The 22,371-nt window shown below is 60.1% G+C and carries 23 protein-coding genes; 15 read left to right on the top strand and 8 right to left on the bottom strand.

Going from position 1 to position 22,371, the window contains the following annotated elements; genetic code table 11:
• Both ACP15V_RS00730 and ACP15V_RS00725 read left to right on the top strand, forming a co-directional pair.
• Window positions 1-780, top strand: coding sequence for a type III pantothenate kinase (locus tag ACP15V_RS00730; RefSeq protein WP_424941769.1), 780 nt, complete (start codon window positions 1-3; stop codon window positions 778-780).
• Window positions 777-2,441, top strand: a complete 1,665-nt coding sequence (locus ACP15V_RS00725; protein ID WP_424941768.1) for a ribonuclease J — start codon at window positions 777-779, stop codon at window positions 2,439-2,441. The genes ACP15V_RS00730 and ACP15V_RS00725 overlap by 4 nt, the downstream gene beginning before the upstream one ends.
• Before the next feature lie 76 nt (window positions 2,442-2,517).
• On the opposite strand, the gene ACP15V_RS00720 is transcribed toward ACP15V_RS00725, so the two are convergent.
• The 3 genes from ACP15V_RS00720 to ACP15V_RS00710 all read right to left on the bottom strand — a co-directional run bounded on the left by ACP15V_RS00720 (window position 2,518) and on the right by ACP15V_RS00710 (window position 5,285).
• A complete protein-coding gene (locus tag ACP15V_RS00720; protein ID WP_424941767.1) occupies window positions 2,518-3,993 on the bottom strand; it encodes a DEAD/DEAH box helicase in 1,476 nt (491 codons plus the stop codon).
• A gap of 204 nt (window positions 3,994-4,197) precedes the next feature.
• A complete protein-coding gene (locus ACP15V_RS00715) occupies window positions 4,198-4,824 on the bottom strand; it encodes a hypothetical protein (RefSeq protein ID WP_424941766.1) in 627 nt (208 codons plus the stop codon).
• Between the two features lie 11 nt (window positions 4,825-4,835).
• On the bottom strand, window positions 4,836-5,285 hold the full coding sequence (locus tag ACP15V_RS00710) for a hypothetical protein (RefSeq protein WP_424941765.1): 450 nt from the start codon (window positions 5,283-5,285) through the stop codon (window positions 4,836-4,838).
• A gap of 163 nt (window positions 5,286-5,448) precedes the next feature.
• On the opposite strand from ACP15V_RS00710, the gene ACP15V_RS00705 reads away from it, so the two are divergent.
• Entirely contained in the window at window positions 5,449-6,333 is an 885-nt protein-coding gene (locus ACP15V_RS00705) for a putative phage abortive infection protein (RefSeq protein ID WP_424942699.1), read from the top strand.
• Here ACP15V_RS00705 and ACP15V_RS00700 read toward each other — a convergent pair.
• On the bottom strand, window positions 6,330-7,937 hold the full coding sequence (locus ACP15V_RS00700; RefSeq protein WP_424941764.1) for a peptide chain release factor 3: 1,608 nt from the start codon (window positions 7,935-7,937) through the stop codon (window positions 6,330-6,332). The genes ACP15V_RS00705 and ACP15V_RS00700 overlap by 4 nt on opposite strands.
• A gap of 98 nt (window positions 7,938-8,035) precedes the next feature.
• The gene (locus ACP15V_RS00695) at window positions 8,036-9,055 is read right to left on the bottom strand and encodes a Hint domain-containing protein (RefSeq protein ID WP_424941763.1); all 1,020 of its coding nucleotides are present in this window, start codon (window positions 9,053-9,055) and stop codon (window positions 8,036-8,038) included.
• 243 nt (window positions 9,056-9,298) lie between these two features.
• Here ACP15V_RS00695 and ACP15V_RS00690 point away from each other — a divergent pair, with 243 nt between their 5' ends.
• The gene (locus ACP15V_RS00690) at window positions 9,299-10,078 is read left to right on the top strand and encodes an SDR family oxidoreductase (RefSeq protein WP_424941762.1); all 780 of its coding nucleotides are present in this window, start codon (window positions 9,299-9,301) and stop codon (window positions 10,076-10,078) included.
• Between the two features lie 112 nt (window positions 10,079-10,190).
• Complete coding sequence (locus ACP15V_RS00685) at window positions 10,191-11,234, top strand: aldo/keto reductase (RefSeq protein ID WP_424941761.1); 1,044 nt, start codon at window positions 10,191-10,193, stop codon at window positions 11,232-11,234.
• Window positions 11,235-11,314: 80 nt separating this feature from the next.
• Here the strand turns inward: ACP15V_RS00685 and ACP15V_RS00680 are convergent, their stop codons facing one another.
• Window positions 11,315-12,283 (bottom strand): GlxA family transcriptional regulator, encoded by a 969-nt coding sequence (locus ACP15V_RS00680; protein ID WP_424941760.1) that lies wholly within the window; start codon window positions 12,281-12,283, stop codon window positions 11,315-11,317.
• Between the two features lie 91 nt (window positions 12,284-12,374).
• Between ACP15V_RS00680 and ACP15V_RS00675 the strand changes: the two genes are divergently transcribed.
• Genes ACP15V_RS00675 through ACP15V_RS00660 form a run of 4 tightly spaced genes read left to right on the top strand, consistent with a single transcriptional unit; the run spans window position 12,375 to window position 16,262 of the window.
• Window positions 12,375-13,292 carry a 3-keto-5-aminohexanoate cleavage protein gene (locus tag ACP15V_RS00675; protein WP_424941759.1) on the top strand — a complete coding sequence of 306 codons (918 nt, stop codon included), beginning with the start codon at window positions 12,375-12,377 and terminating at the stop codon, window positions 13,290-13,292.
• Between the two features lie 46 nt (window positions 13,293-13,338).
• Complete coding sequence (locus ACP15V_RS00670) at window positions 13,339-13,863, top strand: lipocalin family protein (protein WP_424941758.1); 525 nt, start codon at window positions 13,339-13,341, stop codon at window positions 13,861-13,863.
• 21 nt (window positions 13,864-13,884) lie between these two features.
• Entirely contained in the window at window positions 13,885-15,330 is a 1,446-nt protein-coding gene (locus tag ACP15V_RS00665) for a carnitine 3-dehydrogenase (RefSeq protein ID WP_424941757.1), read from the top strand.
• Between the two features lie 32 nt (window positions 15,331-15,362).
• Entirely contained in the window at window positions 15,363-16,262 is a 900-nt protein-coding gene (locus ACP15V_RS00660; RefSeq protein WP_424941756.1) for an EamA/RhaT family transporter, read from the top strand.
• 165 nt (window positions 16,263-16,427) lie between these two features.
• On the opposite strand, the gene ACP15V_RS00655 is transcribed toward ACP15V_RS00660, so the two are convergent.
• Window positions 16,428-17,141, bottom strand: a complete 714-nt coding sequence (locus ACP15V_RS00655; RefSeq protein ID WP_424941755.1) for an NUDIX hydrolase — start codon at window positions 17,139-17,141, stop codon at window positions 16,428-16,430.
• 223 nt (window positions 17,142-17,364) lie between these two features.
• Between ACP15V_RS00655 and ACP15V_RS00650 the strand changes: the two genes are divergently transcribed.
• From ACP15V_RS00650 to ACP15V_RS00635, 4 genes are all read left to right on the top strand, one after another.
• On the top strand, window positions 17,365-17,958 hold the full coding sequence (locus ACP15V_RS00650) for an EF-hand domain-containing protein (protein ID WP_424941754.1): 594 nt from the start codon (window positions 17,365-17,367) through the stop codon (window positions 17,956-17,958).
• Between the two features lie 90 nt (window positions 17,959-18,048).
• Window positions 18,049-18,639: an RNA polymerase sigma factor gene (locus ACP15V_RS00645; RefSeq protein WP_424941753.1), complete on the top strand. Its 591-nt coding sequence runs from the start codon at window positions 18,049-18,051 to the stop codon at window positions 18,637-18,639.
• On the top strand, window positions 18,623-19,024 hold the full coding sequence (locus ACP15V_RS00640; protein WP_424941752.1) for a dihydroorotate dehydrogenase: 402 nt from the start codon (window positions 18,623-18,625) through the stop codon (window positions 19,022-19,024). Before ACP15V_RS00645 ends, ACP15V_RS00640 begins: the two co-directional genes overlap by 17 nt.
• 2 nt (window positions 19,025-19,026) lie before the next feature.
• Entirely contained in the window at window positions 19,027-19,560 is a 534-nt protein-coding gene (locus tag ACP15V_RS00635) for a periplasmic heavy metal sensor (RefSeq protein ID WP_424941751.1), read from the top strand.
• Window positions 19,561-19,728: 168 nt separating this feature from the next.
• Here ACP15V_RS00635 and ACP15V_RS00630 read toward each other — a convergent pair whose 3' ends face one another.
• Window positions 19,729-21,117 (bottom strand): diguanylate cyclase, encoded by a 1,389-nt coding sequence (locus ACP15V_RS00630; RefSeq protein WP_424941750.1) that lies wholly within the window; start codon window positions 21,115-21,117, stop codon window positions 19,729-19,731.
• Window positions 21,118-21,205: 88 nt separating this feature from the next.
• On the opposite strand from ACP15V_RS00630, the gene ACP15V_RS00625 reads away from it, so the two are divergent.
• Together ACP15V_RS00625 and ACP15V_RS00620 are read left to right on the top strand one after the other, a co-directional pair.
• Window positions 21,206-21,484, top strand: a complete 279-nt coding sequence (locus ACP15V_RS00625) for a DUF3572 domain-containing protein (protein ID WP_424941749.1) — start codon at window positions 21,206-21,208, stop codon at window positions 21,482-21,484.
• 58 nt (window positions 21,485-21,542) lie between these two features.
• Window positions 21,543-22,232, top strand: coding sequence for an HAD family hydrolase (locus ACP15V_RS00620; protein ID WP_424941748.1), 690 nt, complete (start codon window positions 21,543-21,545; stop codon window positions 22,230-22,232).
• Window positions 22,233-22,371: the final 139 nt, after the last annotated feature.

Below are 22,371 nucleotides of genomic sequence, written 5' to 3'. Positions count from 1 at the left end.
ATGCTTCTGGCCATTGATACCGGCAACACAAACACGGTGTTCTCGATCTGGGACGGCGAACGGTTCCTGTGCACCCTGCGCACCTCGACCCACCATTCGCGTACGGCGGATGCATATTTCACATGGTTTTCCACGTTGATGAGCCATTATGGTATCAAACCTGACATCACCGGGGTGGTGATCAGTTCAACCGTGCCGCGCGTGGTGTGGAACCTGCGCGTCTTTGCCGACCGCTTTTTCGGCTGCCGCCCGCTGGTGGTGGGCAAGCCCGACTGCCTGCTGCCGATTGCGCCGCGTGTCGACGAAGGGGCCGTTCCGGGCCCGGATCGTCTGGCCAATGCCGTTGCGGCCTATGATCGCCATGGCGGGGATTGCATGGTGGTGGATTTCGGCACGGCCACCAATATCGACGTGGTGGCCGAAGATGGCGCTTATATCGGCGGCGTGATTGCGCCCGGTGTGAACCTGTCGCTCGAAGCGCTGCACCAGGGGGCGGCGGCGCTGCCCCATGTGGATGTGACCCAGCCCGACAAGGTGATCGGCACCAACACCGTGGGCTGCATCCAGTCGGGGATCTTCTGGGGCTATGTCGGCCTGGTTCAGGGCCTGATCGGCCGCGTGAAAGAAGAATACGGCAAACCGATGAAGGTGATCGGCACCGGCGGTCTGTCGTCGCTGTTTGCGCAAGGGGCTGAACTTTACGACTTTATCGAACATGACCTGACCCTGCACGGGCTGGTGAAAATCTACGACTACAATAAGGAACAGGGCAACATATGAGCAGTGATCGCCTGATTTATCTCCCTCTCGGAGGCGCCGGCGAGATCGGCATGAACGCCTATGTCTACGGATACGGCCAGCCGGGCCGCGAACGTCTGATCCTTGTGGATCTGGGCGTGACCTTCCCCGATATGGACACAACGCCGGGGGTGAATTTGATCATGCCCGACATCAGCTGGCTGGAACAAAATGTCGACCGGCTTGAGGCCATCTTCATCACCCATGCCCACGAAGATCACGTGGGCGCGGTGGGGCGACTGTATTCGCGTCTGAAGGCACCGATACATGCGCGTCCCTTCACCCGATATCACGCGCAGCGCAAGCTGGAAGAAGCGGGGCAGGTGCCCGAAGCGGTGATCGCCGCCGGGGTCTATCCGCAGGTGATCGACGCGGGGCCCTTCAAAGTGTCGTTCCTGCCGCTCAGCCACTCGATCCCCGAAAGCTCGGGCCTGATCATCGACAGCCCGGCGGGCCGCGTGGTGCACACGGGGGACTTCAAACTTGATACCACCCCGGTGCTGGGCGACCCGTTTGACGAAGACCTGTGGCGCGAGATTGCTGCCCCGGGGGTGAAAGCGCTGGTCTGTGACAGCACCAATGTGTTCTCGCCCCATGATGGCCGGTCCGAGGCCTCCGTCGGCGCACCGCTGCGCGACCTTGTGAAATCGGCCCCCAACATGTTTGTGGCCACGACCTTTGCGTCCAACGTCGCGCGGGTGAAACAATTGGCAGAGGCCGGGGCGGCTGCGGGTCGATCCGTCTGCCTGCTGGGCCGCGCCATGCGTCGGATGATCCAGGCCGGGGTGGAAACCGGCGTGCTGGGCGATTTCCCCAAAACCGTGACCGCCGAAGACGCGCGCGATATTCCGCGCGAAAATCTGATGCTGATCGTGACCGGCAGCCAGGGGGAACGCCGCGCGGCCTCGGCGCAGCTGTCCCGCGGCAAATACCTTGGGATGACGTTGAAAGAAGGGGACATGTTCCTCTTTTCCTCGAAAACCATTCCGGGGAACGAACGCGGCGTTGGGCGGATCATGAATGCCTTCTCTGAAATGGGCGTCGATGTGGTGGCCGAAAGCGATCAGTACCACGTGTCGGGCCACGCGAACCGGCCTGACCTCCTGCGCGTACATGAGATCATCAACCCGGAGATCGTCATCCCGATGCATGGCGAACACCGCCATCTGCGTGAACATACCAAACTTGCGGAACAAGCCGGGCGCAAATCCATGGTGGTGGTCAATGGCGCGGTCTGTGATCTGACCGGGAATGCGCCGCATGTGGTGGAACATGTGGAAGCGGATCGGATCTATCTGGATGGCGACATCCTGATCGGTGCGCTTGACGGCATCGTCCGCGACCGGATCCGCCTTGCGCTAAACGGCCATGTGATCGTGAACGTGATCGTGGAAGATGACGAACCGCTGGGCGAGCCTTGGGTCGAGCTGATGGGCCTGCCAGAGGTCGGAACCTCGCGCGCACCGCTTGTCGACGTGCTGGAAGAAGACCTTGGCCAATTCCTGATGCGGGCAGGGGGCAAGACCCTGCGCGATGATGATAAGCTGGGCGAAGAGCTGAAACGCATTGCCCGCAAAACGGCCAATGAAGAGATTGGTCGCAAGCCCGAGGTCACCGTGATTGTCAGCCGCTTGGAAAGCTGATCCCGACGGGCACGGAGCTCCAAACTAAAAAAGGCACCTCATCGAGGTGCCTTTTTTCAATTAAAGAGGGCAGGGGTTACCCCTGTCGCCGCTCGTCAAAGCTCTTGGCAATGAAATCCGGCATGTGGTCGCCCATGCCAACCACGCGATTGTCGCGGCGGTTTGATCCCCCACGACCACGGTTTGAATTGCGATCCCCATTGCGATCATTGCGGCGATCATTCCGTTGATCGTTGCGGGTGTCGCTGCGACGATCCTGTTTGCGCTCTTCGTTGCGCTCGGCTGGCTTTGCAGCCGGGGTGGATTTTGCCGGTTTCTTGGTGCGCGTGTTGTCGGATTTGGGCGCGTCCTCAGCCGGGGCCTGATCCACCTTCTTAGGGGAACGGGATTTCCGTTCGTCCTGCGCCAGCGGATTGTCCACGCGCGGAATTTCCGTTTCGATCAGGCTTTCCACCGCCTGCAGGTTCTTCTCGTCGCGGGGTTCACAGATCATGATCGCCTTGCCTTTACGGCCCGCGCGGCCGGTGCGGCCAATGCGGTGCACGTAATCCTCGGCATGGCCGGGCACGTCGAAATTGAACACATGGCTCACATTCGGGATGTCCAGCCCGCGCGCCGCCACGTCAGAGGCACACAGGAAGTTCAGCGTGCCGGCGCGGAACCCATCCAGCACTTCCATCCGTTTCGACTGGTCCAGATCGCCGTGGATGGCGGCCGCGTTATAGCCGTGTTTCTTCAACGATTTCGCGGTGATATCCACATCGGTCTTGCGGTTGCAGAAGATGATTGCGTTGGTGCAGGCCTCGCCCTCGCGGTCGATCAGCGCACGCAGGATATTGCGTTTCTGCGAGGCCGCCCGATCCTTGCGGGTCGGTTTGAACATACAGAGTTCCTGCGTGATCGTGTCCGATGTGGTGGCCTGGCGGGCCACTTCGATCCGCTCGGGGTTCGACAGGAAGGTGTTGGTGATCCGCTCGATCTCGGGCGCCATCGTGGCCGAGAAAAACAGCGTCTGGCGGGTGAAGGGTGTCAGGCCGAAAATGCGTTCGATATCGGGGATGAACCCCATGTCCAGCATCCGGTCGGCTTCGTCCACCACCATGACCTTCACGTCCGACAGGATCAGTTTTCCACGTTCGAAATGATCGAGAAGACGACCCGGTGTCGCGATAAGAACGTCCACGCCCTTGTCGATCAACTGGTCCTGCTCCTTGAAGCTGACGCCACCGATCAAAAGGGCTTTGGTCAGCTTCAGGTGCTTGGAATAGGTGTCAAAATTCTCCGCCACCTGTGCGGCGAGTTCACGCGTTGGGCAAAGCACCAGACTGCGCGGCATACGCGCGCGTGCGCGACCGCGTGCCAGAAGCGATAGCATCGGCAGGGTGAAAGAGGCGGTTTTCCCGGTGCCGGTCTGGGCAATGCCCAGCACATCGCGGCCTTCCAAGGCGGGCGGAATGGCGCCGGCCTGAATTGGGGTAGGGGTTTCATACCCAGCTTCATCAATGGCTTTGAGCACTTTGGGGCTGAGTTTCAAATCAGAAAATTTGGTCATATGTGTCCATGTTTCACGGACACATCAGGCCCGTGCATCAAAGAAAGAAGGCCCGGATGGCCGTAACGCGCGGGATCATCACAAGATCATCTCAGTCGCCCTTTCGGATGAGGAAGGCGTAAAGAAAAAAAGTCGCAGGGTCAACGCGTTCCCCGGAAATAGCCGCAAATCGCGCGATATGTTGCGATGTTGCAGGTTACGGGGTCAAACTTGCGCGGTTGGGTGCAGGATTGGGGCGTAACCCGCACCAAGAACCGCCAGGCTGGGGCGCGGTGTCAGCACGGTGACCCGCCCCGGTTTCGCTTTGCGAGGGGGGGCGTATCCTGTGGGGCTGCAGGGAAATAGCTGATTTTCGTGAAACAGATGCGCATGGTCGTCGATCAGGATGAAGGCACCACTTGGCAGGGTCTCAAGATCGGCATCATGGCGCATTTGCTGCCGCGTGCGCATCACCCGGTTCTTGTGCAACTGTCGATCTATGCCCTTGTGATCGGCGGGTCCCAGCGTGTCCTGCCACAGGGATTTGAACCGGTGATAGGCTGTCGGGCGGCAATAGGCGCAGGGGCGGTGTCCGGCGGCCAGGCCCACCGCCTCGTCCAGAAAGAACAACGGCGTCCAGCCGCGCGCAGGCATCGGCCCGTGATACCGCCCTTTGGGATGGGTCAGCGAGCAGATGATCCAGTGCGGATGTTTCCAGCGCGCCGTGCCAAGTCGCCCGTTTTCAAGGGGCAGGATGCCCCGGTTGCCGGTGAACAGCCCACGCGCCGGATCGGCCACGATCTCACCCGTGGGCAAGACACGGTTTTGCAGCGGAAAGGGGCGATGAGACACCGCCCACCCCTTCAGAGCTTGACGATCTCAGCGCCGGTCAGGCGGGCGGCCTGCCAGGTGTCGCTGTCTTCGACCCGGGTCAATGTGCCCGAAACGGTGATCCGCGCCCCGTCTTCAAACCCCATCAGCGGCGTGTCCAGCGTGACCTGCAGCGTGGCATTGTGGTCAAACCCACCGCACAGCGGGCAATTGCCGGTGTCTGAGGTCAGGATCAGGTCGCGCACCTCACCCCCCGGCAGCATCGCCACGGCGTAACCGGTGATCTCAACCCCCTCCAGATCCGCATCCATCCCCTTGGGGAAGGTTTTGCGCACCTCATAGCTGGTCTCGCTGACAATCTCTTCGATCTCGATATCCGAAATCATCGCCCAGATATCAAGCTCCGGCGTGGTCGCGGTTTCCGAAAAGCTCGGGGTGACCGTGCCAAGAACGGCGGCAAAGGCAAGGGGGCTGGTTTTCATAGGATACTCCTATCAGGACACGATAACTGCGCGCAGAATATCCCGACGTCGCCTGCTTGTCACATACTCTTTTTGACGCGGCGGATTGATGCCATTTCAACTTTTAATTGTGCGTGAAGTTCCGTAGTCTCCGAAGGCATATTGAATGAAGTAAGTGGTGAAAATGTTCCTGTCCCGATCAAAGCAAATCCTCGTCTTTCTTGCGGTTGTCCTGGTCTGGGCTGCTGCTCCGATTGTTGTTTTCATGATACATGGGGACTGGCCAGAGAGTGCAGGCGAATATGGCGATCTGTTCGGCGGGGTCGGCGCGTTGTTCTCTGGTCTGGCCTTTGCGGGTTTGATCGGCACCCTGGTGATGCAACGCGAAGCGTTGACCAAGCAGAGCGAGGAACTGGCCCTGACCCGCGACAGTGTGGAGCAGCAGACCAAAGAACTATCCCTGTCGTCCGAGGCGCTTCAGTTGCAGGTAGATGAGATGAAAGCGCAGCGAGCAGAGATGGAAGCCAGCCGAGATACGCTTGCCAAGCAGCAGGAGGTGATGGCGAAACAGGCTTTTGAGGGCACGTTTTTCCAGATGCTGAAACTGTGGAATGATCGGGTGGGGGAGTTTCGTTCCGACTATCCTGTTGAATCTCCTCGCCAAGGTCGAGTGATTTTCTCCGAGAAAGTCCAGGTAATTGGCAGTTGGGAGCTAGGACGAAATGACGAGTATATATACGTGCTGCGCCCTGATGTTGAGATGGTGTCACATGACTTCCCCGCAGAATTCCAAACCTATTTCATGCTGCTCTACAATCTGATCGCGTTTGTGGACAACGCGATGCTCCCCGATACCGACAAGAAATCCTATGTCCGCCTGATCCGCGCGCATCTGGTCGATGATGAAATGGTGGTCCTGCTTTACAATTGCGTCGGCGCAAAAGGGCGCGGGCTCGGCGTGTTGGCCTACAAATACCAGCTCTTCCGCTACCTGTTGCCTGAAACGAAAAAGACCCACGCCAAGGCATGGGATCTTTTCCGGTCTGAGTTCGGAAAGAAAGCCGCCTAAACCATCATTTCCTTGGTCGCGGTCAGCTTCACGCCCTCATAGTCACGTTCAACACGGTCGATATCCCATTGAAGACGCGTTAGAAACACCGGGTCGCCGTCATGGTCGTGGGCGATATGCTGCTTGTTGGTGTTGATCAGGCGCTCGACAGTGTCCTTGTCCCCCGACACCCAGCGGGCGGAGGTGAATTGTGACGGTTCAAAGCGCACCGGCAACCCGTATTCCATTTCGATCCGGCTGGCGAGCACTTCAAATTGCAGCGCGCCGACCACGCCCACGATGAAGCCGGACCCGATATGGGGTTTGAACACTTTGGCCGCACCTTCTTCGGCAAACTGCATCAGCGCCTTTTCCAGGTGCTTGGCCTTCATCGGGTCGCCCGCCCGCACGCCTTGCAGCAATTCCGGCGCAAAGCTGGGGATGCCGGTGGCGCGCAGCATTTCGCCCTCGGTCAGCGTGTCGCCAATGCGCAGCTGGCCGTGGTTCGGGATGCCGATGATATCGCCTGCCCAGGCCTCTTCTGCCAGCTCGCGGTCAGACGCCAGAAACAGCACCGGGTTGGAGATCGCCATGGGCTTTTTCGTGCGCACATGGGTGAGCTTCATGCCCCGTTTGAAATGCCCCGACGCAAGGCGCACAAAGGCCACGCGGTCGCGGTGTTTCGGGTCCATATTCGCCTGCACCTTGAAGACAAACCCCGCGACCTTCTTTTCGTCCGGGGAAATCTGTCGGGGGTCGGCCTGTTGCGGCTGCGGCTCGGGGCCAAAATCGGCGATCCCATTCATCAACTCCTGCACGCCAAACGAGTTGATGGCGGAACCAAACCAGATCGGCGTCATGTGCCCTTCAAGAACCGATTGCGGATCCAGCGCGGGCAACAGCTCTTTCGCCATTTCCACCTCTTCAAGGAACTGGTCCAGCAGATGTGCGGGCACATGTTCGGCCAGTTTCGGGTCATCCAACCCGGAAATCTGCACGGTTTCAGCAACCACATTGCGATCCGCGCGGTCCATCAGTTCCAGCCGGTCATTCAGCAGATCATAGCACCCCATGAAATCGCGACCCATGCCGATCGGCCAGCTTGCAGGCGTCACGTCAATCGCCAGCATGTCCTGGATTTCGTCAATGATCTCAAACGTATCGCGGCTTTCGCGGTCCATCTTATTACAGAAGGTCAGGATCGGCAGGTCGCGCAGACGGCACACTTCGAAAAGCTTTTGCGTCTGGCTTTCCACCCCCTTCGCCCCGTCGATCACCATCACCGCGGCGTCCACCGCGGTCAGCGTGCGATAGGTGTCTTCCGAGAAGTCCGAGTGACCGGGCGTGTCCACCAGGTTGAAGCGGAAGTTCCTGAAATCAAAGGACATCGCCGAGGCAGAGACCGAGATCCCGCGATCCTTTTCCATCTGCATGAAGTCCGACCGCGTGCGCCGCGCCTCGCCCTTGGCGCGCACCTGACCCGCCATCTGAATAGCGCCGCCATAGAGAAGGAATTTCTCTGTCAACGTGGTCTTGCCCGCATCCGGGTGCGAAATGATCGCAAAGGTCCGGCGGCGCGCAATTTCGGGCGGCAATTCGGGTCGATTTGAAGCGGTATCCAACATGGCTCCGCTATAGCCGGGGCTGGGGAAGGGTGCAATGGTGTGCGGGCATCATTGGTGTTGGGGGCTATGTGGTCGACGCTGAGGGAACACCGATTGCTTTATCGTTTGCCCGCGCCTTTCACCGCCCGCAGCGCATCGGTGGACAGGCCGCTCTTCATGTTCTCCCGGCCAAGTTCTTGTGCGGCGGCCCCTTTCTCATGGCTGGGCAGTTCGTCGGGCAGGGCCGGGCGATTGACGTGATCGACAAACAGGCTTTCGGAGGGGATGCCCTCGGCATAGATGATTTCATGCTTGTCGAAAAGCAGCTGAAAATAATCGACAAATCCGCCTTCGCTTTGGGTCACATCCTGACCGTTCACCAGGTCCTGCGCCCGTACCAGAACCTCTTTCTGGCCCGCCTTCAGCGCGTCTACCCGTTGATAGATGAACAGGCGGTGGCTGGGCGACAGGGTCAGTTCCGCGTCATTGCTCAGCGCGCCTGCCGCGATGGTGATGGGGGCAAAAGCCCCGGTGGCCCGCACGGTTTGCTGGCCAATCCAGCGCACCGGTTGCGGGCCGCTGTCACGGGTCAGGATCCGGTCGCCGGGGGCCAGCTCTTCGATCGGTTTTTGCCGTCCATCGGCCATGGTGATCCGCGTGCCACGGGTGAAGGACACGGAGGCCGTTTCCGCCAACCGGGCGCGGGCATCATCGGTGTTGATCGTGACCAAGGTGTATGGTGTGTTCGGCGCCAGCGCGGTCAACGGGTAGAGGTACACGTTGTTGATGCGCGCTGCATCCGCGGTGGTTTCCACCAGGACCAGCGCCTCGATCGTATCGCCATGAGGCGGCATAAGTGTCAGCAAACAATCCAGAAAAAGTGGTGCGCCGACGATCCCCTCCTGTGAGCCCTCCGCCACCGTCAACGGGCCCGTCGTGGCGGGGATGGTCAGCGACAGGTGACTTGGCGGCGTACCGGTCAGCATATAGGCGTCTTCCAGCAGCAACTCACGCGCGTCCCCCAAGGCGTCCCCTTCATTCACCCCCTGGACCGCCCGAAAATCCGACGCATGATGCACGGGGATCGTGCGCGTGGGCAGGGGGGGCAGATCGGGCGTGCCTGATGGCGATTGGGGCATTGGTGAAACCTGTCACGCGTGGGGTGAATGTCGAACGTCGAAAATAACCGGCATCTGGGGCGGAATTGCGGCGGTGATTGGACCAAAAGGGCACGTGTGCCAAGGCCCGGTCGAGATCTAGATGGAATACGAAATTGGGTCAATCTTCAACGCAAAACGCGTGGGGGAAATATGCCAAACTCAGATATCTTTCCAGAGACCCAGGGCCATGTTAGGGCTGTCACAATGAGAGGGAGAAATGAAATGGACCTTGGAATTTCAGGTAAGAAAGCCCTTGTATGTGCCTCGTCCAAAGGGCTTGGGTTTGGCTGCGCACAGGCGCTTGCGCGCGAAGGGGTGGACCTTGTGATGAATGCCCGCACGGCAGACACGCTGGAGGCCGCAGCCGACACCATTCGCGCTGAAAGTGGCGTGTCGGTCACCACCGTGGCGGCGGATGTTACCACCGAAGCGGGGCGTGACGCGGTGCTGAAGGCCGCGGGTGAGGTGGATATCCTTGTCACCAATGCGGGTGGTCCGCCACCGGGGCTGTGGCAGGATTGGGACCGTGATGATTTCATTGCTGCCTTTGATGCCAATATGCTGACACCGATTGCCCTGATGCAGGCTTTGATGCCGGGAATGATGACGCGCGGATGGGGGCGGGTGGTCAACATCACCTCGCAATCGGTCAAATCGCCGATCCCGGTTTTAGGCCTGTCAAACACCGCGCGCACCGGACTGACCGGGTTTGTGGCGGGCACTGCGCGGCAGGTGGCCGCCAAGGGGGTGATCATCAACAACCTTTTGCCCGGCATCCATGACACGGATCGCGCCCGGTCGTTGGATCAGGGGGTGATGGACGCGCAGGGGATCACGATGGACGAGGCGCGCGCTGCCCGGATGGCAACCATCCCGGCTGCACGCTATGGCACCATTGACGAATTTGGCGCCACCTGTGCCTTTCTCTGTTCACAACATGCGGGCTTTATGGTGGGGCAAAATGTGCTTTTGGACGGAGGCGGCGTAAACGCCACGTTCTGAACCCGCATGATAGGCCCGCCTCCCTGGGGGACGGGAGCAGGGCGTGGCGCATTCGACTTGCGCCCGCCAGTGATCCGCACAAGGTCTGTGCAATGCGAACGGGAGACACGCGATGAAGATGAACAAGCTGGCCGGTGGCGCCCTTGAGGTAAGCACGCTTTGCCTGGGGTCGATGACCTGGGGCTCCACCAATACCGAAGCCGAGGGGCATGCGCAGATTGATATGTTCACCGATCATGGGGGCAATTTCATCGATACCGCTGAAATGTATCCGGTCAACCCGATCAAGGCCGAAAGATGTGGTGCATCGGAACGCGTGATCGGCAGTTGGCTGGCCAGGACCGGGCGGCGTGATGATGTGGTGATCGCCACCAAGGTGACAGGGGACAATGGCGGCTTTAAGCGCGGCGGCAACGGGTATGACGGGTCGGTGATCCCCGAGGCGATTGAAGATAGTCTGCGCAATTTGCAAACCGATTACATTGATATCTACCAGTTGCACTGGCCCATGCGCGGCAGCTATGCCTTCCGCCAGAACTGGACCTTTGATCCCTCAGGGCAGGACCGCGACGCCACAAAAGCGCATATGCGCGACGTGCTTAGCGCCATGAAGGCCGCGGTGGATGCGGGCAAAGTGCGCCATTTCGCACTATCCAATGAAAGCGCCTGGGGGACGATGGAATGGCTGCGACTGGCACGCGAGATGGGCGCGCCAGAGGTGGTGTCGATCCAGAATGAATACAGCCTTCTGTATCGCCAGGCCGATACCGATTTGGCGGAACTCTGCCACCATGAAGGGGTGCGCATCCTGTCCTATTCGCCTTTGGGCACCGGGCTTCTGACCGGCAAATATCAGGGCGGTGCGGTGCCGGAAGGGTCTCGGATGTCGATCTACCCGAACCTTGGCGGACGCAAAACAGACCGCGTGTTTGACGCGGTTGGGGCCTATCTGGAGGTGGCCCGCAAACACGGGCTGGATGTGGTGCAGATGGCGCTGGCCTTTGCCATGTCGCGCCCGTTTATGGGATCAACCATTTTCGGTGCATCCAGCACGGCACAGCTGGCCCATGTTCTGGACGGCAAAGATCTGGTGCTGTCGGATGAGGTGATGGCGGACATAGATCTGGCCCACCGCGCGCATCCCTATCCCTACTAAAGCGGTACCACCTGAAAACGAGGCCGCATGCGCGACCGCGGGCCTCGGGTCTTCGGCGGGGATAGTTTCAACAAGCAAAATCAGGCACGTTTCCTGAGCGCGCTGACGCTTTGCCCGTGCGCGGCTTTGAACGCGCGGGCAAAGCTGGCGGCGGAAGCAAAGCCCGTGCGCAGGGCGATCTCGGCCACCGGAAGCGCGGTGTCGCTGGCAAGGCGGCGCGCCTCATCCAACCGCAGTGTCAGGAAATAGGCACCGGGAGATGTGCCAAGGGCCTGCTGAAATCTGACCTCAAGGCTGCGTTGACTGAGACCAAGCTGCTGGGCCAGCGCCGCCACCGATGGCGGGTCTTCCAAATGCTCCTCCATGATCCGAATGGCCTGTGCGACCTTGGGCGCGCGTGCCATCAGCCGGGCAGGAGAGGTCACAGTTTGCGGACGGTTGCCAGAGGGGTCGGGTTCGTAGATCAGCGCACCCGCCGTGCGCATCGCAAGCGCCTCGCCGTGGCGGGCACGGATCAGGTGCAGCATCATATCAAGCGCAGATCCCGCCCCGCCGGTGGTGATCATTTGCCCATCGATGACAAACCGATCGCGTGTGGCATTGATTTCCGGGAAGCTGGCTTCAAACTTTTCCATATCTTCCCAATGTGTTGTGGCGCGATGTTTATTCAGCAACCCCGCCCGCGCCAGGATCCAGGGACCACCATCAACCCCAACCATAGCCACGCCGGCCTGTGCGATCTGGCGCAGTTTGCGCAATAGTGGTGGCGTGCTTTGGGCCTCCAGCTCAAACCCGGCAATCACAAAAAGCGCATCCAGTTCCGGAGCGGTAGCAAACGCCGTTCCGGGGACCTGCAAACCAGACGTCAACTGGACCGGGCCGCCATCCGGGGTCAGCCAGACCCAGGTAAAGAGCACCCGCCCCGCACGCCGGTTGGCGGCGCGCAATGGGTCAACGACGGCGGCCAGCGACAGGGTGTTGGCGGCCTCCAGCACCAAAAGTCCGATGGTGATCGGCCCGCCGGGTTCAAAGATATTTGCGCTTTTCATCAACTATGCATCGTAATTAGCAAATCATGTCACGTCCAGCTCCGCAATATGGATGGACCAATTCCGAGGATGGCCCAATAGGGAGGACGCCATGCCGCTTCAAATGAACCGCGATGTTTTCATCACTGCCGCTGTGACCGGGTCTGGCAGTACGCAGGATCGCAGCCCGCATGTGCCGCGCAGCCCGGCCGAGATTGCCAAGTCCGCCATTGATGCGGCCAAGGCGGGGGCGGCCGTGGTGCATTGCCATGTGCGCGACCCGGAAACCGGCACGCCCGCGCGCGATCTGGCGCTCTATCGCGAAGTGACCGAGCGTATTCGCGACGCCGAGGTGGATGTGGTTCTGAACCTGACCGCTGGCATGGGCGGCGACATCGTTTTTGGCAATCCTGAACGCCCGTTCCCGGTCAACCCCGACGCCACCGACATGATTGGTGCCACCGAACGCGTCGCCCATGTGGCCGAATGCCTGCCCGAGATTTGCACGCTCGATTGCGGCACGATGAACTTTGCCGAAGCCGACTACGTGATGACCAACACGCCCGGCATGCTCGAGGCCATGGGACGGATGATGACCGATCTGGGTGTGAAGCCCGAGATCGAAGCCTTTGACACCGGCCATCTGTGGCACGCAAAAACGCTGGTAGAACAAGGCGTTCTGGACAGCCCCGCTTTGGTGCAACTGTGCATGGGGGTGCCGTGGGGGGCGCCTAACGATCTCAATACCTTCATGGCGATGGTAAACAATGTCCCATCCGACTGGACATGGTCGGGCTTCTCGCTGGGCCGGGACCAGATGGCGTATGTCGCCGCTGCGGTGCTGGCGGGGGGCAATGTGCGTGTGGGGCTGGAAGACAACCTGTGGCTGGAAAAAGGCGTACTTGCCACCAATGCCCAACTGGTCGAACGCGCGGTGACCATTACCGAAAACATGGGCGCGCGGGTGATCGGGCCGGAAGAGGTGCGCAGAAAACTCGGTCTTGTGAAACGGGCCCCGATTGCCGCATGAAGACCTAGGGCCGGATTGGTCCTTGGTAAAACATGAGGGGGTAAAGATGCGGATCAAACGACGCATGGTGTTGGCCGGTTTGGCCTTGGCGGTGATCTCGGGCTGTGTGGGCGGGGGCGGCCCCAGCGGGGTGGAGTTCCACCGGGATGTCAGCACCAGGATCAGTTCCACCACCCGGTACGACACGGCACAGTTTGCCGGCGAATGGTTCTTCCGGGGGGAATTTGTGCATCCGGGCGAAGACCTGCAACACGGAAAGCTCGAATTCCGCCCCAATGCCGGGAAGATTGCGCAGATCGCCCTATATGCCGCAAATGGCCGCGTGACCGATATTTACGACGTGGATCAGCCCCTGCCGGGGCGGTTCACCCTGGGGCAAAAGCCCTATCAGACCGAATACTGGGTGTTGTGGGTGGATGAGGGCTATCGCACCGCCGCCATTGGCACCCCGTCTGGCAGCTTTGGCTGGATCCTCGATCGCGCGCGGTCGGGGGGCGAAGACCGGATCAAGGCGGCCAAGGATGTGTTCGAATTCAACGGCTACAATCTGGCGCGGCTGAAGATGTACTGACCGCGCCTTCACGGAGAAGACATGACCAAGACAGCAGCAATTATTGGCGGCGGCGTGATCGGCGGCGGCTGGGCCGCGCGGTTCCTTTTGATGGGGTGGAATGTACGGGTATTTGACCCGGACCCGGAGGCCGAACGAAAAATTGGCGAGGTGCTGGACAATGCGCGCCGCTCATTGCCGGGTCTGTCGGATGTGTCGATGCCGCAAGAAGGGCAGCTTTCCTTCCACAGTGATCTGGCCGAGGCCGTAGAAGGCGCCATCTGGGTGCAGGAAAGTGTGCCGGAACGTCTGGATTTGAAGCAGCAAACCTATGCGGCATTGATGGAAGCGGTTGGGGATGATGCCATCGTGGGCTCGTCGACCTCCGGGTTCAAACCTTCTGAGTTGCAAGAGGGGGTGTCGCGCCCCGGGCAGGTGATGGTCGCGCATCCCTTTAACCCGGTTTACCTTCTGCCAGTGGTTGAGGTGGTGCCCACGGCGGCAAACTCGGCCGAGCTTCGCGCGCGCGCGTCCGAGATCCTGACCGAAATCGGCATGAAACCGGTTGAAATCAAAAAGGAAATTGACGCCCACGTGGCGGACCGCCTGCTGGAAGCCGTCTGGCGCGAGGCGCTGTGGTTGGTCAGTGACGGGATTGCCACCACCGAAGAGATTGACGACATCATGCGCTTTGGCTTCGGGCTACGCTGGGCGCAGATGGGCCTGTTTGAAACCTATCGCGTGGCAGGCGGCGAAGCGGGTATGAAGCATTTCATGGCCCAGTTTGGCCCCGCGTTGAAATGGCCTTGGACCAAGCTGATGGATGTGCCGGAGTTTACCGACGAGTTGGTCGATCTGATCGCAGGCCAGTCTGACGCGCAGTCCGGTCACATGACGATCCGCGAATTGGAGCGCGCGAGGGACGACAACCTTGTTGTCATGATGCGCGGCCTCAAGGCGCGCGATTGGGGCGCGGGCAAGCTCTTGAACGAACAGGACAAACGACTGGGCCAACCCGAGGTCGACATCTCCGGTCCGATCACCACGCTTGCCACTGCGATCCCGGTCGATTGGCTGGATTACAACGGTCACATGACCGAAAGCCGGTATCTCGATGCGTTTGCGCGATCGACCGACCGGTTCATGGAGATCATCGGTTGTGACGCCGATTATATCGCCACCGGGGGCAGCTATTTCACCGCGGAAACCCATATTCGCCACATTGACGAAGCGCATCTGGGCCAGCGTATCCGCGTGGAAACCCAATGCCTGCTTGGCAAGGGCAAGAAAATGCACCTGTTCCACCGGATGTATGAAGGGGACCGTCTGCTGGCAACTGGCGAGCATATCCTGCTGCATGTCAGCCTGGAAACCCGCAGGCCCTCGCCGCCCGCCGCCCATATCGAAGCGCGGCTGGCTGAGATCGCTGAGGCCCATGGCAAACTGCCCACCCCGGATGGCGTGGGGCGGGCGATCCAGGTCAGCTAGCTTTTCAAACGCAATCATGGCAGATGGGGATGATGCAAGCCTGGATCCCCATCACCATCGCCGCCGCGTTCAGCCAAAACCTGCGCTTCATGCTGCAAAAACGGCTGAAAGACACCAAACTGTCGACCAGCGGCGCAACCTTCGCGCGCTTTGTCTACTCTGCGCCGCTCGTGGCTTTGATCCTGTTGGGGTATTTCGCCACCACCGGGCAGGCGGTGCCACAGCCCGGCGCACGGTTTTTCACCTTTGCCTTCGCCGGTGGGCTGGCTCAGATCCTTGCAACCATGTGCGTGGTTGCGCTGTTTTCTGAACGCAATTTCGCCGTCGGGATCACCTTCAAGAAAACCGAAGTGGTGCTGACCGCGCTGGTAGGCTTGGCTGTGCTGGGCGAGGGGATCGGCGTCTGGGGCAGCCTTGCCATCGCCATCGGTTTTACCGGGCTGATCTTGCTGTCCGACCCTCCCGAGGGTGGTACCGGCTGGCGGCGGTTTTTCAACAAGGCGGCGGGGCTGGGGCTTCTTTCCGGCCTGCTCTTTGCCATGTCCGCCACCGGCTATCGTGGGGCATCATTGTCGCTGGGGCTTGGCGATGTTGTGGCGCGCGCCGGGTTCACGCTCGCCTGTGTCACGGCTTTTCAATCCGTGGTCATGGCAATATGGATGCGCCTGATAGAGCCGGGCGAAATCACCCGCGTCTTCGCGAATTGGCGTATCGGCGCGCTGGTCGGGCTCAGTTCCATGATCGGCAGCTTTTGCTGGTTCACCGCCTTTACCCTGCAAAACGCGGCCCTTGTGAAGGCACTGGGCCAGGTCGAGCTTCTGTTCAGCTACGCCGCCACGCTCTTCGTCTTCAAGGAAACGATCACCAAGCGCGAAATCACCGGCACTGCAATGATCCTGATATCGGTGAGCGTCCTGATCCTCTTCCTCTGATCCCATATTTTCTGGTTGGAAATATCCCGGGGTGAGCGCGCAGCGCGAGGGGCAGCGCCCCTTTGTACAATACCGCCTCGCTTGTCTTGAAAACAGGACAGCTTTTGGAGGGCGGCCCGTCAGGCTCACAAAGTGAGCCACCGAAAGCGCCGAGCGATGCGAGGCTTAGCTGTCTGCGGACAGCGGCCCAACTCCGCCCAACCGCTCAAACAGGCTTTCTTCCTGTGAATTGTTGAAAAACGGCACGGCGGCAGGCGCGCCAAGATCTGGCAGGTTGCCGATGATTTCGGCCAGGACAACCTCGGTGATGAAGGGTAGATCGAACCGGCGCACATCCTCGATCGGGATCCACTGCAGATGGCTCAGCTCATCTGACGCGCGGGAGAAATCATCCGGATCGGTTTTCAGTTTCGCCGCATCGGCCACGAAAAATCGCGCATCAAACCGTCGCGGGCGGCCCTTGGGGGTAATCGCGCGAAATGCAAAGGCCAACCCATCCGCAGACGGCACATAGCCCGTTTCGGCAAAGCTCTTCCAGTCCTCAGGCACCGCGTCGGGCCAATCCCCCGGCACGCCGAGGATCTGCCCGGTTTCTTCCCACAGCTCCCGAATGGCGGCCACCAGCAGGGCCTGCGCCAGATCGGGATCAGCGTCCTCCCCCAAGCGTGTCAAACAGGGCTCAGCGCCGACATGGGCCAGTGGAACTGCGCCATCGGTTGCATCCACCGCCCCGCCGGGAAAGACAAATTTGTTCGGCATGAACGCCGCTTTGGCCCCGCGCTGCCCCATCAGAACCTGGGGCGCGGTATCTGCGTCCCGGATCAGGATCACGGTGGCTGCATTGCGGATGATCTTTGATTTGTCGATCTTCGTGTCCATCTCGGGCCTCTTATTGCGATGCCCTCACCCATGGTCAATTTGGCCTGGGGGTCAAGCGTAACCCTGCGTTTCCGGGCGAAAACACGTCGCCCGGACCTGATCCCTGGACGTGCCAAAAATAGTTGCGACGGAATGCCGGGGGTGGCGCGTTGAATATATATGACGCCGGGCAGAACAGCCCGGGCAGGGACAGGCCAATCAAAAACCGATCAAGGAGATAAAGATGAAACGTGCGACACAAATTGCTGCAATTGCCCTTGTGGCCGGATCAGCCCTCACCCTCAGCACCGTGGTGGCAAGCGCCCATGGCGGCAAGTCCGGGATGGGCGGCAAAATGGGGCGTTTTTTGCAAATGGAATTCACAGATGTGGATCTGGACAAGAGCGGGCAGATCACGGTTGAGGATTTGCAAGCCATGGCCCGGGCCCGGTTTGATGGTGCCGATACAAATGGGGACGGCAAACTGACCCCTGCCGAACTCAAGGCGGAAATGGAAGCGAAGATAAGCGCGCGTATGGCCGCCGGACAGGATGGCAAGGGCGCGCGCAAAGCAGGGCGTTGGGCACCCGATCCGGAAAAACGCATGGGCTGGATGGCCGAACGGATGCTGGAAAAACGCGACACCGACAAGGATGGCGCGCTGAGTGCGGCGGAAATGATGCCGGATCAGGCCCGGATTGATCGCATGATTGACCGGTTTGACACGGATGACGACAACGCCATTTCTGCGGCCGAGTTTGGTCAGGCCCAAAAAGAGATGTGGATGGGTATGAAATCCCGCAAAGGTCACGGCAAACACGGGCGCAACGGCGGCTGAAGACGGCCTTGTCATGCCCTCGGAAACGGGGGCATGACACCGGGCTGGGCGGTCGTTGAAACAGACCGGCGGCTGGGATAGTCACAAAGGATGAACATGGCGCTTGACGCATATTCCGAAGCCACGGACGAAGCTTTGCTGGTGCTATACGGCAATGGCGATGCCCTCGCGGCCCAGATCCTGACCAGCCGGCTGGCGCCGCGGGTGTTGGGGTTTGCGTCACGCCTTCTCGGGGGGGACCGGGCCGAGGCCGAGGATGTGACCCAAGAAGCCATGTTGCGCCTGTGGAAGCAGGCGGGGCAGTGGCGCCAGGGCGAGGCGAAAGTCACCACCTGGCTTTACAAGGTGGTGTCGAACCTGTGCACGGATCGGCTGCGCAAACGGCGCTCGGTGGATATAGATGCGATCGAGGAACCCGCCGATGATCGACAAAGCGCAGTGGATGGGTTGATCGAGGCCGACCGGGCCGCGGCATTGCAGGCAGCCCTGATGCAACTGCCCGACCGGCAGCGCATCGCGGTGTCGCTCCGGCATCTCGAAGGGGCGTCGAACCCTGAGATTGCCGAAATATTGGACATTAGCGTCGAGGCGGTCGAAAGTCTGACCGCCCGGGGCAAACGGGCGCTGGCCGCGGCATTGGCTGGGCGGCGCGAGGAGTTGGGATATGGCGAAAACGGATAAAGATCATCTGGACGATGCCGGGCTCGAAGCCTTTTTCGACGCCGGGCGCAAGGCGAGCCCTGTGCCATCAGAGGCTTTGATGACGGCCATCTTGCACGATGCGGCGGCCCAGATGCCTGGGCCTGCTGCCTCGGTTCCGACACGGCGTCGCCGGTTCTGGCAGGACCTGGTCGCGCAGATCGGGGGTTGGCCTGCTTTGGCGGGCATGGCCACGGCCACGGTGGCCGGTGTCTGGATCGGATTTGCTGCGCCGGTTCAGCTTGAAACCTTGTCCGGTGGGGTGATCCTGGCGGGCGATTACAGCACAACCGAGACGATCTATACACCGGAAGACCTGGCGCCAAGTTACTTTGGATCGGGTTTTCTGACAGATGAGGAGGGATGAGCATGACGGACATCCAGACCCCGCAGCCCCCGAAAAGTCGTAAATGGGTGAAGCTGGTATTCGCCCTGTCGCTGACCCTGAACCTTCTTGTGGTGGGGATGGTTGTGGGGGCGAAAGTGGCGGGTGGCCATGATCATGGTTTCAATCCGCGTGGACCGGATGGGGGTATGATCCGCGATCTCGGGTTTGGCCCTCTGGCATCCGCCCTGCCCAGGAAAGACCGCCGCGCCATTGGCAAGGCCTTTCGGGCAGAACGCGGCAGTTTCACCGATCATCGCGCCGCTATTCGCCGTGATTTCGTGGCCATGATGACGGTGTTGCAAACCGAACCGTTTGACGCCGGCGCTTTGCAAGATCTGATGCAAGCCCAAAAGGCACGGATCAGCGAAACAGGTGACACATTGCAGCAGCTGGTGATCGAACGGATCAGTTTGATGACCCCTGAAGAGCGCAAGGAATTTGCTGAGAAGGTCGCCGAACGGGTGCATTTTGACGCGCGCAGAGGCGACAAAGATCGGGAACGCCGACGGGATTGATCCGCTGCCAGACGCGTGTTCGCGGTTTCGGGGAAAGCGTATCGGGATGAACTTGAGACAGATGATTGGTCCGAAACGCCCACGACATTGGTGTTTCTTGCCGCGTTTTCGTTTCCCCCTGTGTCCGGTTAAAAGCGAAACGCTTTAGGCGTCAGAATGCGCGCCCACTCAGGCGGCGCTTTGTACAAAACTCACCTGATTGCGCCCCTCAGCCTTCGATGCATAAAGCGCGCGATCTGCGGATTGCAACAAGGACTGGATATCCCCGTCTTCGGTGCGCCCCGGACGGGATACAGCGACGCCAATGGACATGGTTACCGGAATTTCCCCACGTATGGCCTTGGAGGGGATCGGAGTTTCGCCAACAATGCGGCGCAAACGTTCTGCCATGATCAAGGCCGCATCGTGATCGGTGTCTGGCATTGCGATCAAAAACTCTTCGCCGCCAAATCGTGCCAGCAGATCCATGTCGCGGATATTGGCACGCAGGCGATTGGCCACATCGATCAGAACCTCGTCCCCCGCAATATGCCCGAACCGGTCATTGATGGATTTGAACCGGTCCAGATCCAGGAGCATCAGGGCATATCCCTTGCCCTCCTGGGCAGACTGCGCTTCCAGACGCTCCAGATAAGAGGCCGCGTAGCGTCGATTGTACAACCCGGTCAGCGGATCTGTCATGGCCAGCGACAGGCGCTGATCCACCGTATTGCGCAACCGGTCCGACAGGAATTTTCCGGGGATCAGGCGTTTTAGCCGAATCCTGATCTCCTCGGCGTCGAAATACCCGGTCAACACCGCATTTGCCCCAAGATCCAACGCCATGGACGCTGCGGTCCCACCGTTGCTTTCATCCACAAACAGGATCAGCGCATTGCGTGTCGACAGGCGCGATCGCAATTCCGAGAGCAGGCGCAATCCATCGCCGGGATCTGGCAGATTGGCCGCAATGACAAAGACATCGGGCACGGCATCGCCCTTTGCACTATCCTCAAGCGCTTGTGCCTTGGTCAAGACGTGCACTTTTTGCGACATTTCATGGGTCAGCGCTTTGCGCCACATCAGCCCGGCTTCGACCGTGGGCGGCAACAATGCGATCTGCGCCTGGCGTTGAAATGTCCCGGGGGCCTCTGCAAATCCCATTTCCTCGGCCAGGACCTGCCGGCGGGCCATTTCGTTGCGAGACGCATGCACACGCATCAGGTTGCGCACCATCGCCAGAAGTGTGCTTTCGTCCAGTGGCTTGGTCAGGAAATCCTCGGCCCCGGCGCGCAAGGCATCCAGCCGCGAACTGCGATCATTGATCGGAGAGATAATAACCACCGGGATTTGTGCAAGCGGGGCATGTTCTTTCAATTGTCGACAGGCCTCAACCCCACCTCCGCCCTGAAGCGTCTGCCCCAGCAGGATCAGGTCGGGTTGATGAGCGGTTGCAAGGCTGATCACCTCGCTTACCGTGGCGGCCTGCACCACATCATAACAGGCTGAGGTGAGTTTCACCTTCAACACGATGCGATTGGTCGCTACGTCATCTGCTATGAGAATCCGCCCTGACATTCGAACCCCTGGTTCTTTCTGGTGTTGTGCTCGACTATAGCTTCGGCTGAATTGGTTAAGAAAACCTTTCCAACGGAAGGAAATGTGAATGAATTATGAAAAGGCCGAGGTCATTGGCCTGACCGCAATCACCTGGCTTGTGGGAAATGATGACCTGTTGCCGGTTTTTATGGGGGCAACCGGGGCAGGGGTGGATGACCTGAAGGATGGGGCCGCAAACCCCGAGTTTTTGGGGGCGGTCCTGGATTTCCTGATGATGGATGACCAATGGGTGATGGCGTTTTGCCAGGCTCATTCCCTGCCATATGAGACCTTGCAGCAGGCCCGTATGGTCCTGCCTGGTGGCACATATATGAATTGGACTTGACCCGCCGCATCCGGGGGGTGTTCATGAACGCGGATTTTACCGGGGGGACGCACGCGCCATGACCATCGAAGCTTTGCTGTTTGACAAGGACGGAACGCTGTTCCTGTTTGAGGCCACTTGGGAGGGGTGGGCGCGTGCCGTCCTTGACCGTTTGACAAACGGAGACCAGGAGCGCGCCCGCGTCGTGGGGGCGGCCATCGGATTTGCGTATGATGCGGGCCGGTTCCAGCGCGACAGTGTCGTGATTGCGGGCACCCCCGAAGAGGTGGTCGCGGCCCTGGGCCAGTTTTTTGATCACAGCCCCGCAGAGTTGGAAATGATCCTGAATGAAGAAGCCGCCCTTGCGCCGCAGGCCCAGGCCGTGGATTTGCCGTCTGTCCTGCAGGACTTGCGCGCCCGAGGGCTTGGCCTGGGGGTCGCCACCAATGATGCCGAACACCCCGCGCGGGCGCATCTGTCGGGGGCAGGTATCACCGATCTGTTTGATTTCATTGCCGGGTATGACAGCGGATTTGGCGGAAAACCCGCCCCGGGGCAGTGCCTGGCCTTTGCCAAAAAGCTTGGACTGGATCCGGACAAGGTGGCCATGGTTGGCGACAGCCTGCATGATCTGCATGCGGGCCGTGCGGCGGGGATGACAACGGTTGGCGTTCTGACCGGGATTGCCACCGAAGCCGAGCTTGCCCCGCATTGTGACATTGTGCTGCCGGATATTGGCCATCTGGCAGGATGGCTAGACCAACGCTGACATCAAGACCTGCCTGAGCTTGACGCGCAGAATTGTCGCAATTTGACGTAATTCTTCTTTTTTTAAACCAAACTCCGAGCCGGGTCCCCTCCTGCATTTTCAATTTCTTAACTCACCACACCTAAGTTCATGACGTCAC

It is taken from the genome of Aliiroseovarius crassostreae (assembly GCF_049803815.1).
In the GTDB taxonomy this organism is placed as follows: domain Bacteria; phylum Pseudomonadota; class Alphaproteobacteria; order Rhodobacterales; family Rhodobacteraceae; genus Aliiroseovarius; species Aliiroseovarius crassostreae_A.
The sequence above is the reverse complement of the archived record's forward strand: the minus strand, read 5'-3'. Positions and strand labels throughout refer to the sequence as shown.

Excerpts from the sequence above, each read along its gene's own strand:
- ACP15V_RS00730 (WP_424941769.1), top strand. The coding sequence starts at position 1 with ATGCTTCTGGCCATTGATACCGGCAACACAAACACGGTGTTCTCGATC.
- ACP15V_RS00640 (WP_424941752.1), top strand. The coding sequence starts at position 18,623 with ATGGCGAAAACGGATAAAGATCATCTGGACGATGCCGGGCTCGAAGCC.
- ACP15V_RS00680 (WP_424941760.1), bottom strand. The coding sequence starts at position 12,283 with ATGAAAAGCGCAAATATCTTTGAACCCGGCGGGCCGATCACCATCGGA.
- ACP15V_RS00625 (WP_424941749.1), top strand. The coding sequence starts at position 21,206 with ATGAATTATGAAAAGGCCGAGGTCATTGGCCTGACCGCAATCACCTGG.
- ACP15V_RS00700 (WP_424941764.1), bottom strand. The coding sequence starts at position 7,937 with ATGTTGGATACCGCTTCAAATCGACCCGAATTGCCGCCCGAAATTGCG.
- ACP15V_RS00710 (WP_424941765.1), bottom strand. The coding sequence starts at position 5,285 with ATGAAAACCAGCCCCCTTGCCTTTGCCGCCGTTCTTGGCACGGTCACC.
- ACP15V_RS00630 (WP_424941750.1), bottom strand. The coding sequence starts at position 21,117 with ATGTCAGGGCGGATTCTCATAGCAGATGACGTAGCGACCAATCGCATC.
- ACP15V_RS00675 (WP_424941759.1), top strand. The coding sequence starts at position 12,375 with ATGCCGCTTCAAATGAACCGCGATGTTTTCATCACTGCCGCTGTGACC.
- ACP15V_RS00725 (WP_424941768.1), top strand. The coding sequence starts at position 777 with ATGAGCAGTGATCGCCTGATTTATCTCCCTCTCGGAGGCGCCGGCGAG.
- ACP15V_RS00690 (WP_424941762.1), top strand. The coding sequence starts at position 9,299 with ATGGACCTTGGAATTTCAGGTAAGAAAGCCCTTGTATGTGCCTCGTCC.
- ACP15V_RS00655 (WP_424941755.1), bottom strand. The coding sequence starts at position 17,141 with ATGGACACGAAGATCGACAAATCAAAGATCATCCGCAATGCAGCCACC.
- ACP15V_RS00635 (WP_424941751.1), top strand. The coding sequence starts at position 19,027 with ATGACGGACATCCAGACCCCGCAGCCCCCGAAAAGTCGTAAATGGGTG.
- ACP15V_RS00645 (WP_424941753.1), top strand. The coding sequence starts at position 18,049 with ATGAACATGGCGCTTGACGCATATTCCGAAGCCACGGACGAAGCTTTG.
- ACP15V_RS00720 (WP_424941767.1), bottom strand. The coding sequence starts at position 3,993 with ATGACCAAATTTTCTGATTTGAAACTCAGCCCCAAAGTGCTCAAAGCC.
- ACP15V_RS00660 (WP_424941756.1), top strand. The coding sequence starts at position 15,363 with ATGCAAGCCTGGATCCCCATCACCATCGCCGCCGCGTTCAGCCAAAAC.
- ACP15V_RS00665 (WP_424941757.1), top strand. The coding sequence starts at position 13,885 with ATGACCAAGACAGCAGCAATTATTGGCGGCGGCGTGATCGGCGGCGGC.
- ACP15V_RS00620 (WP_424941748.1), top strand. The coding sequence starts at position 21,543 with ATGACCATCGAAGCTTTGCTGTTTGACAAGGACGGAACGCTGTTCCTG.
- ACP15V_RS00685 (WP_424941761.1), top strand. The coding sequence starts at position 10,191 with ATGAAGATGAACAAGCTGGCCGGTGGCGCCCTTGAGGTAAGCACGCTT.
- ACP15V_RS00705 (WP_424942699.1), top strand. The coding sequence starts at position 5,449 with ATGTTCCTGTCCCGATCAAAGCAAATCCTCGTCTTTCTTGCGGTTGTC.
- ACP15V_RS00650 (WP_424941754.1), top strand. The coding sequence starts at position 17,365 with ATGAAACGTGCGACACAAATTGCTGCAATTGCCCTTGTGGCCGGATCA.
- ACP15V_RS00670 (WP_424941758.1), top strand. The coding sequence starts at position 13,339 with ATGCGGATCAAACGACGCATGGTGTTGGCCGGTTTGGCCTTGGCGGTG.
- ACP15V_RS00695 (WP_424941763.1), bottom strand. The coding sequence starts at position 9,055 with ATGCCCCAATCGCCATCAGGCACGCCCGATCTGCCCCCCCTGCCCACG.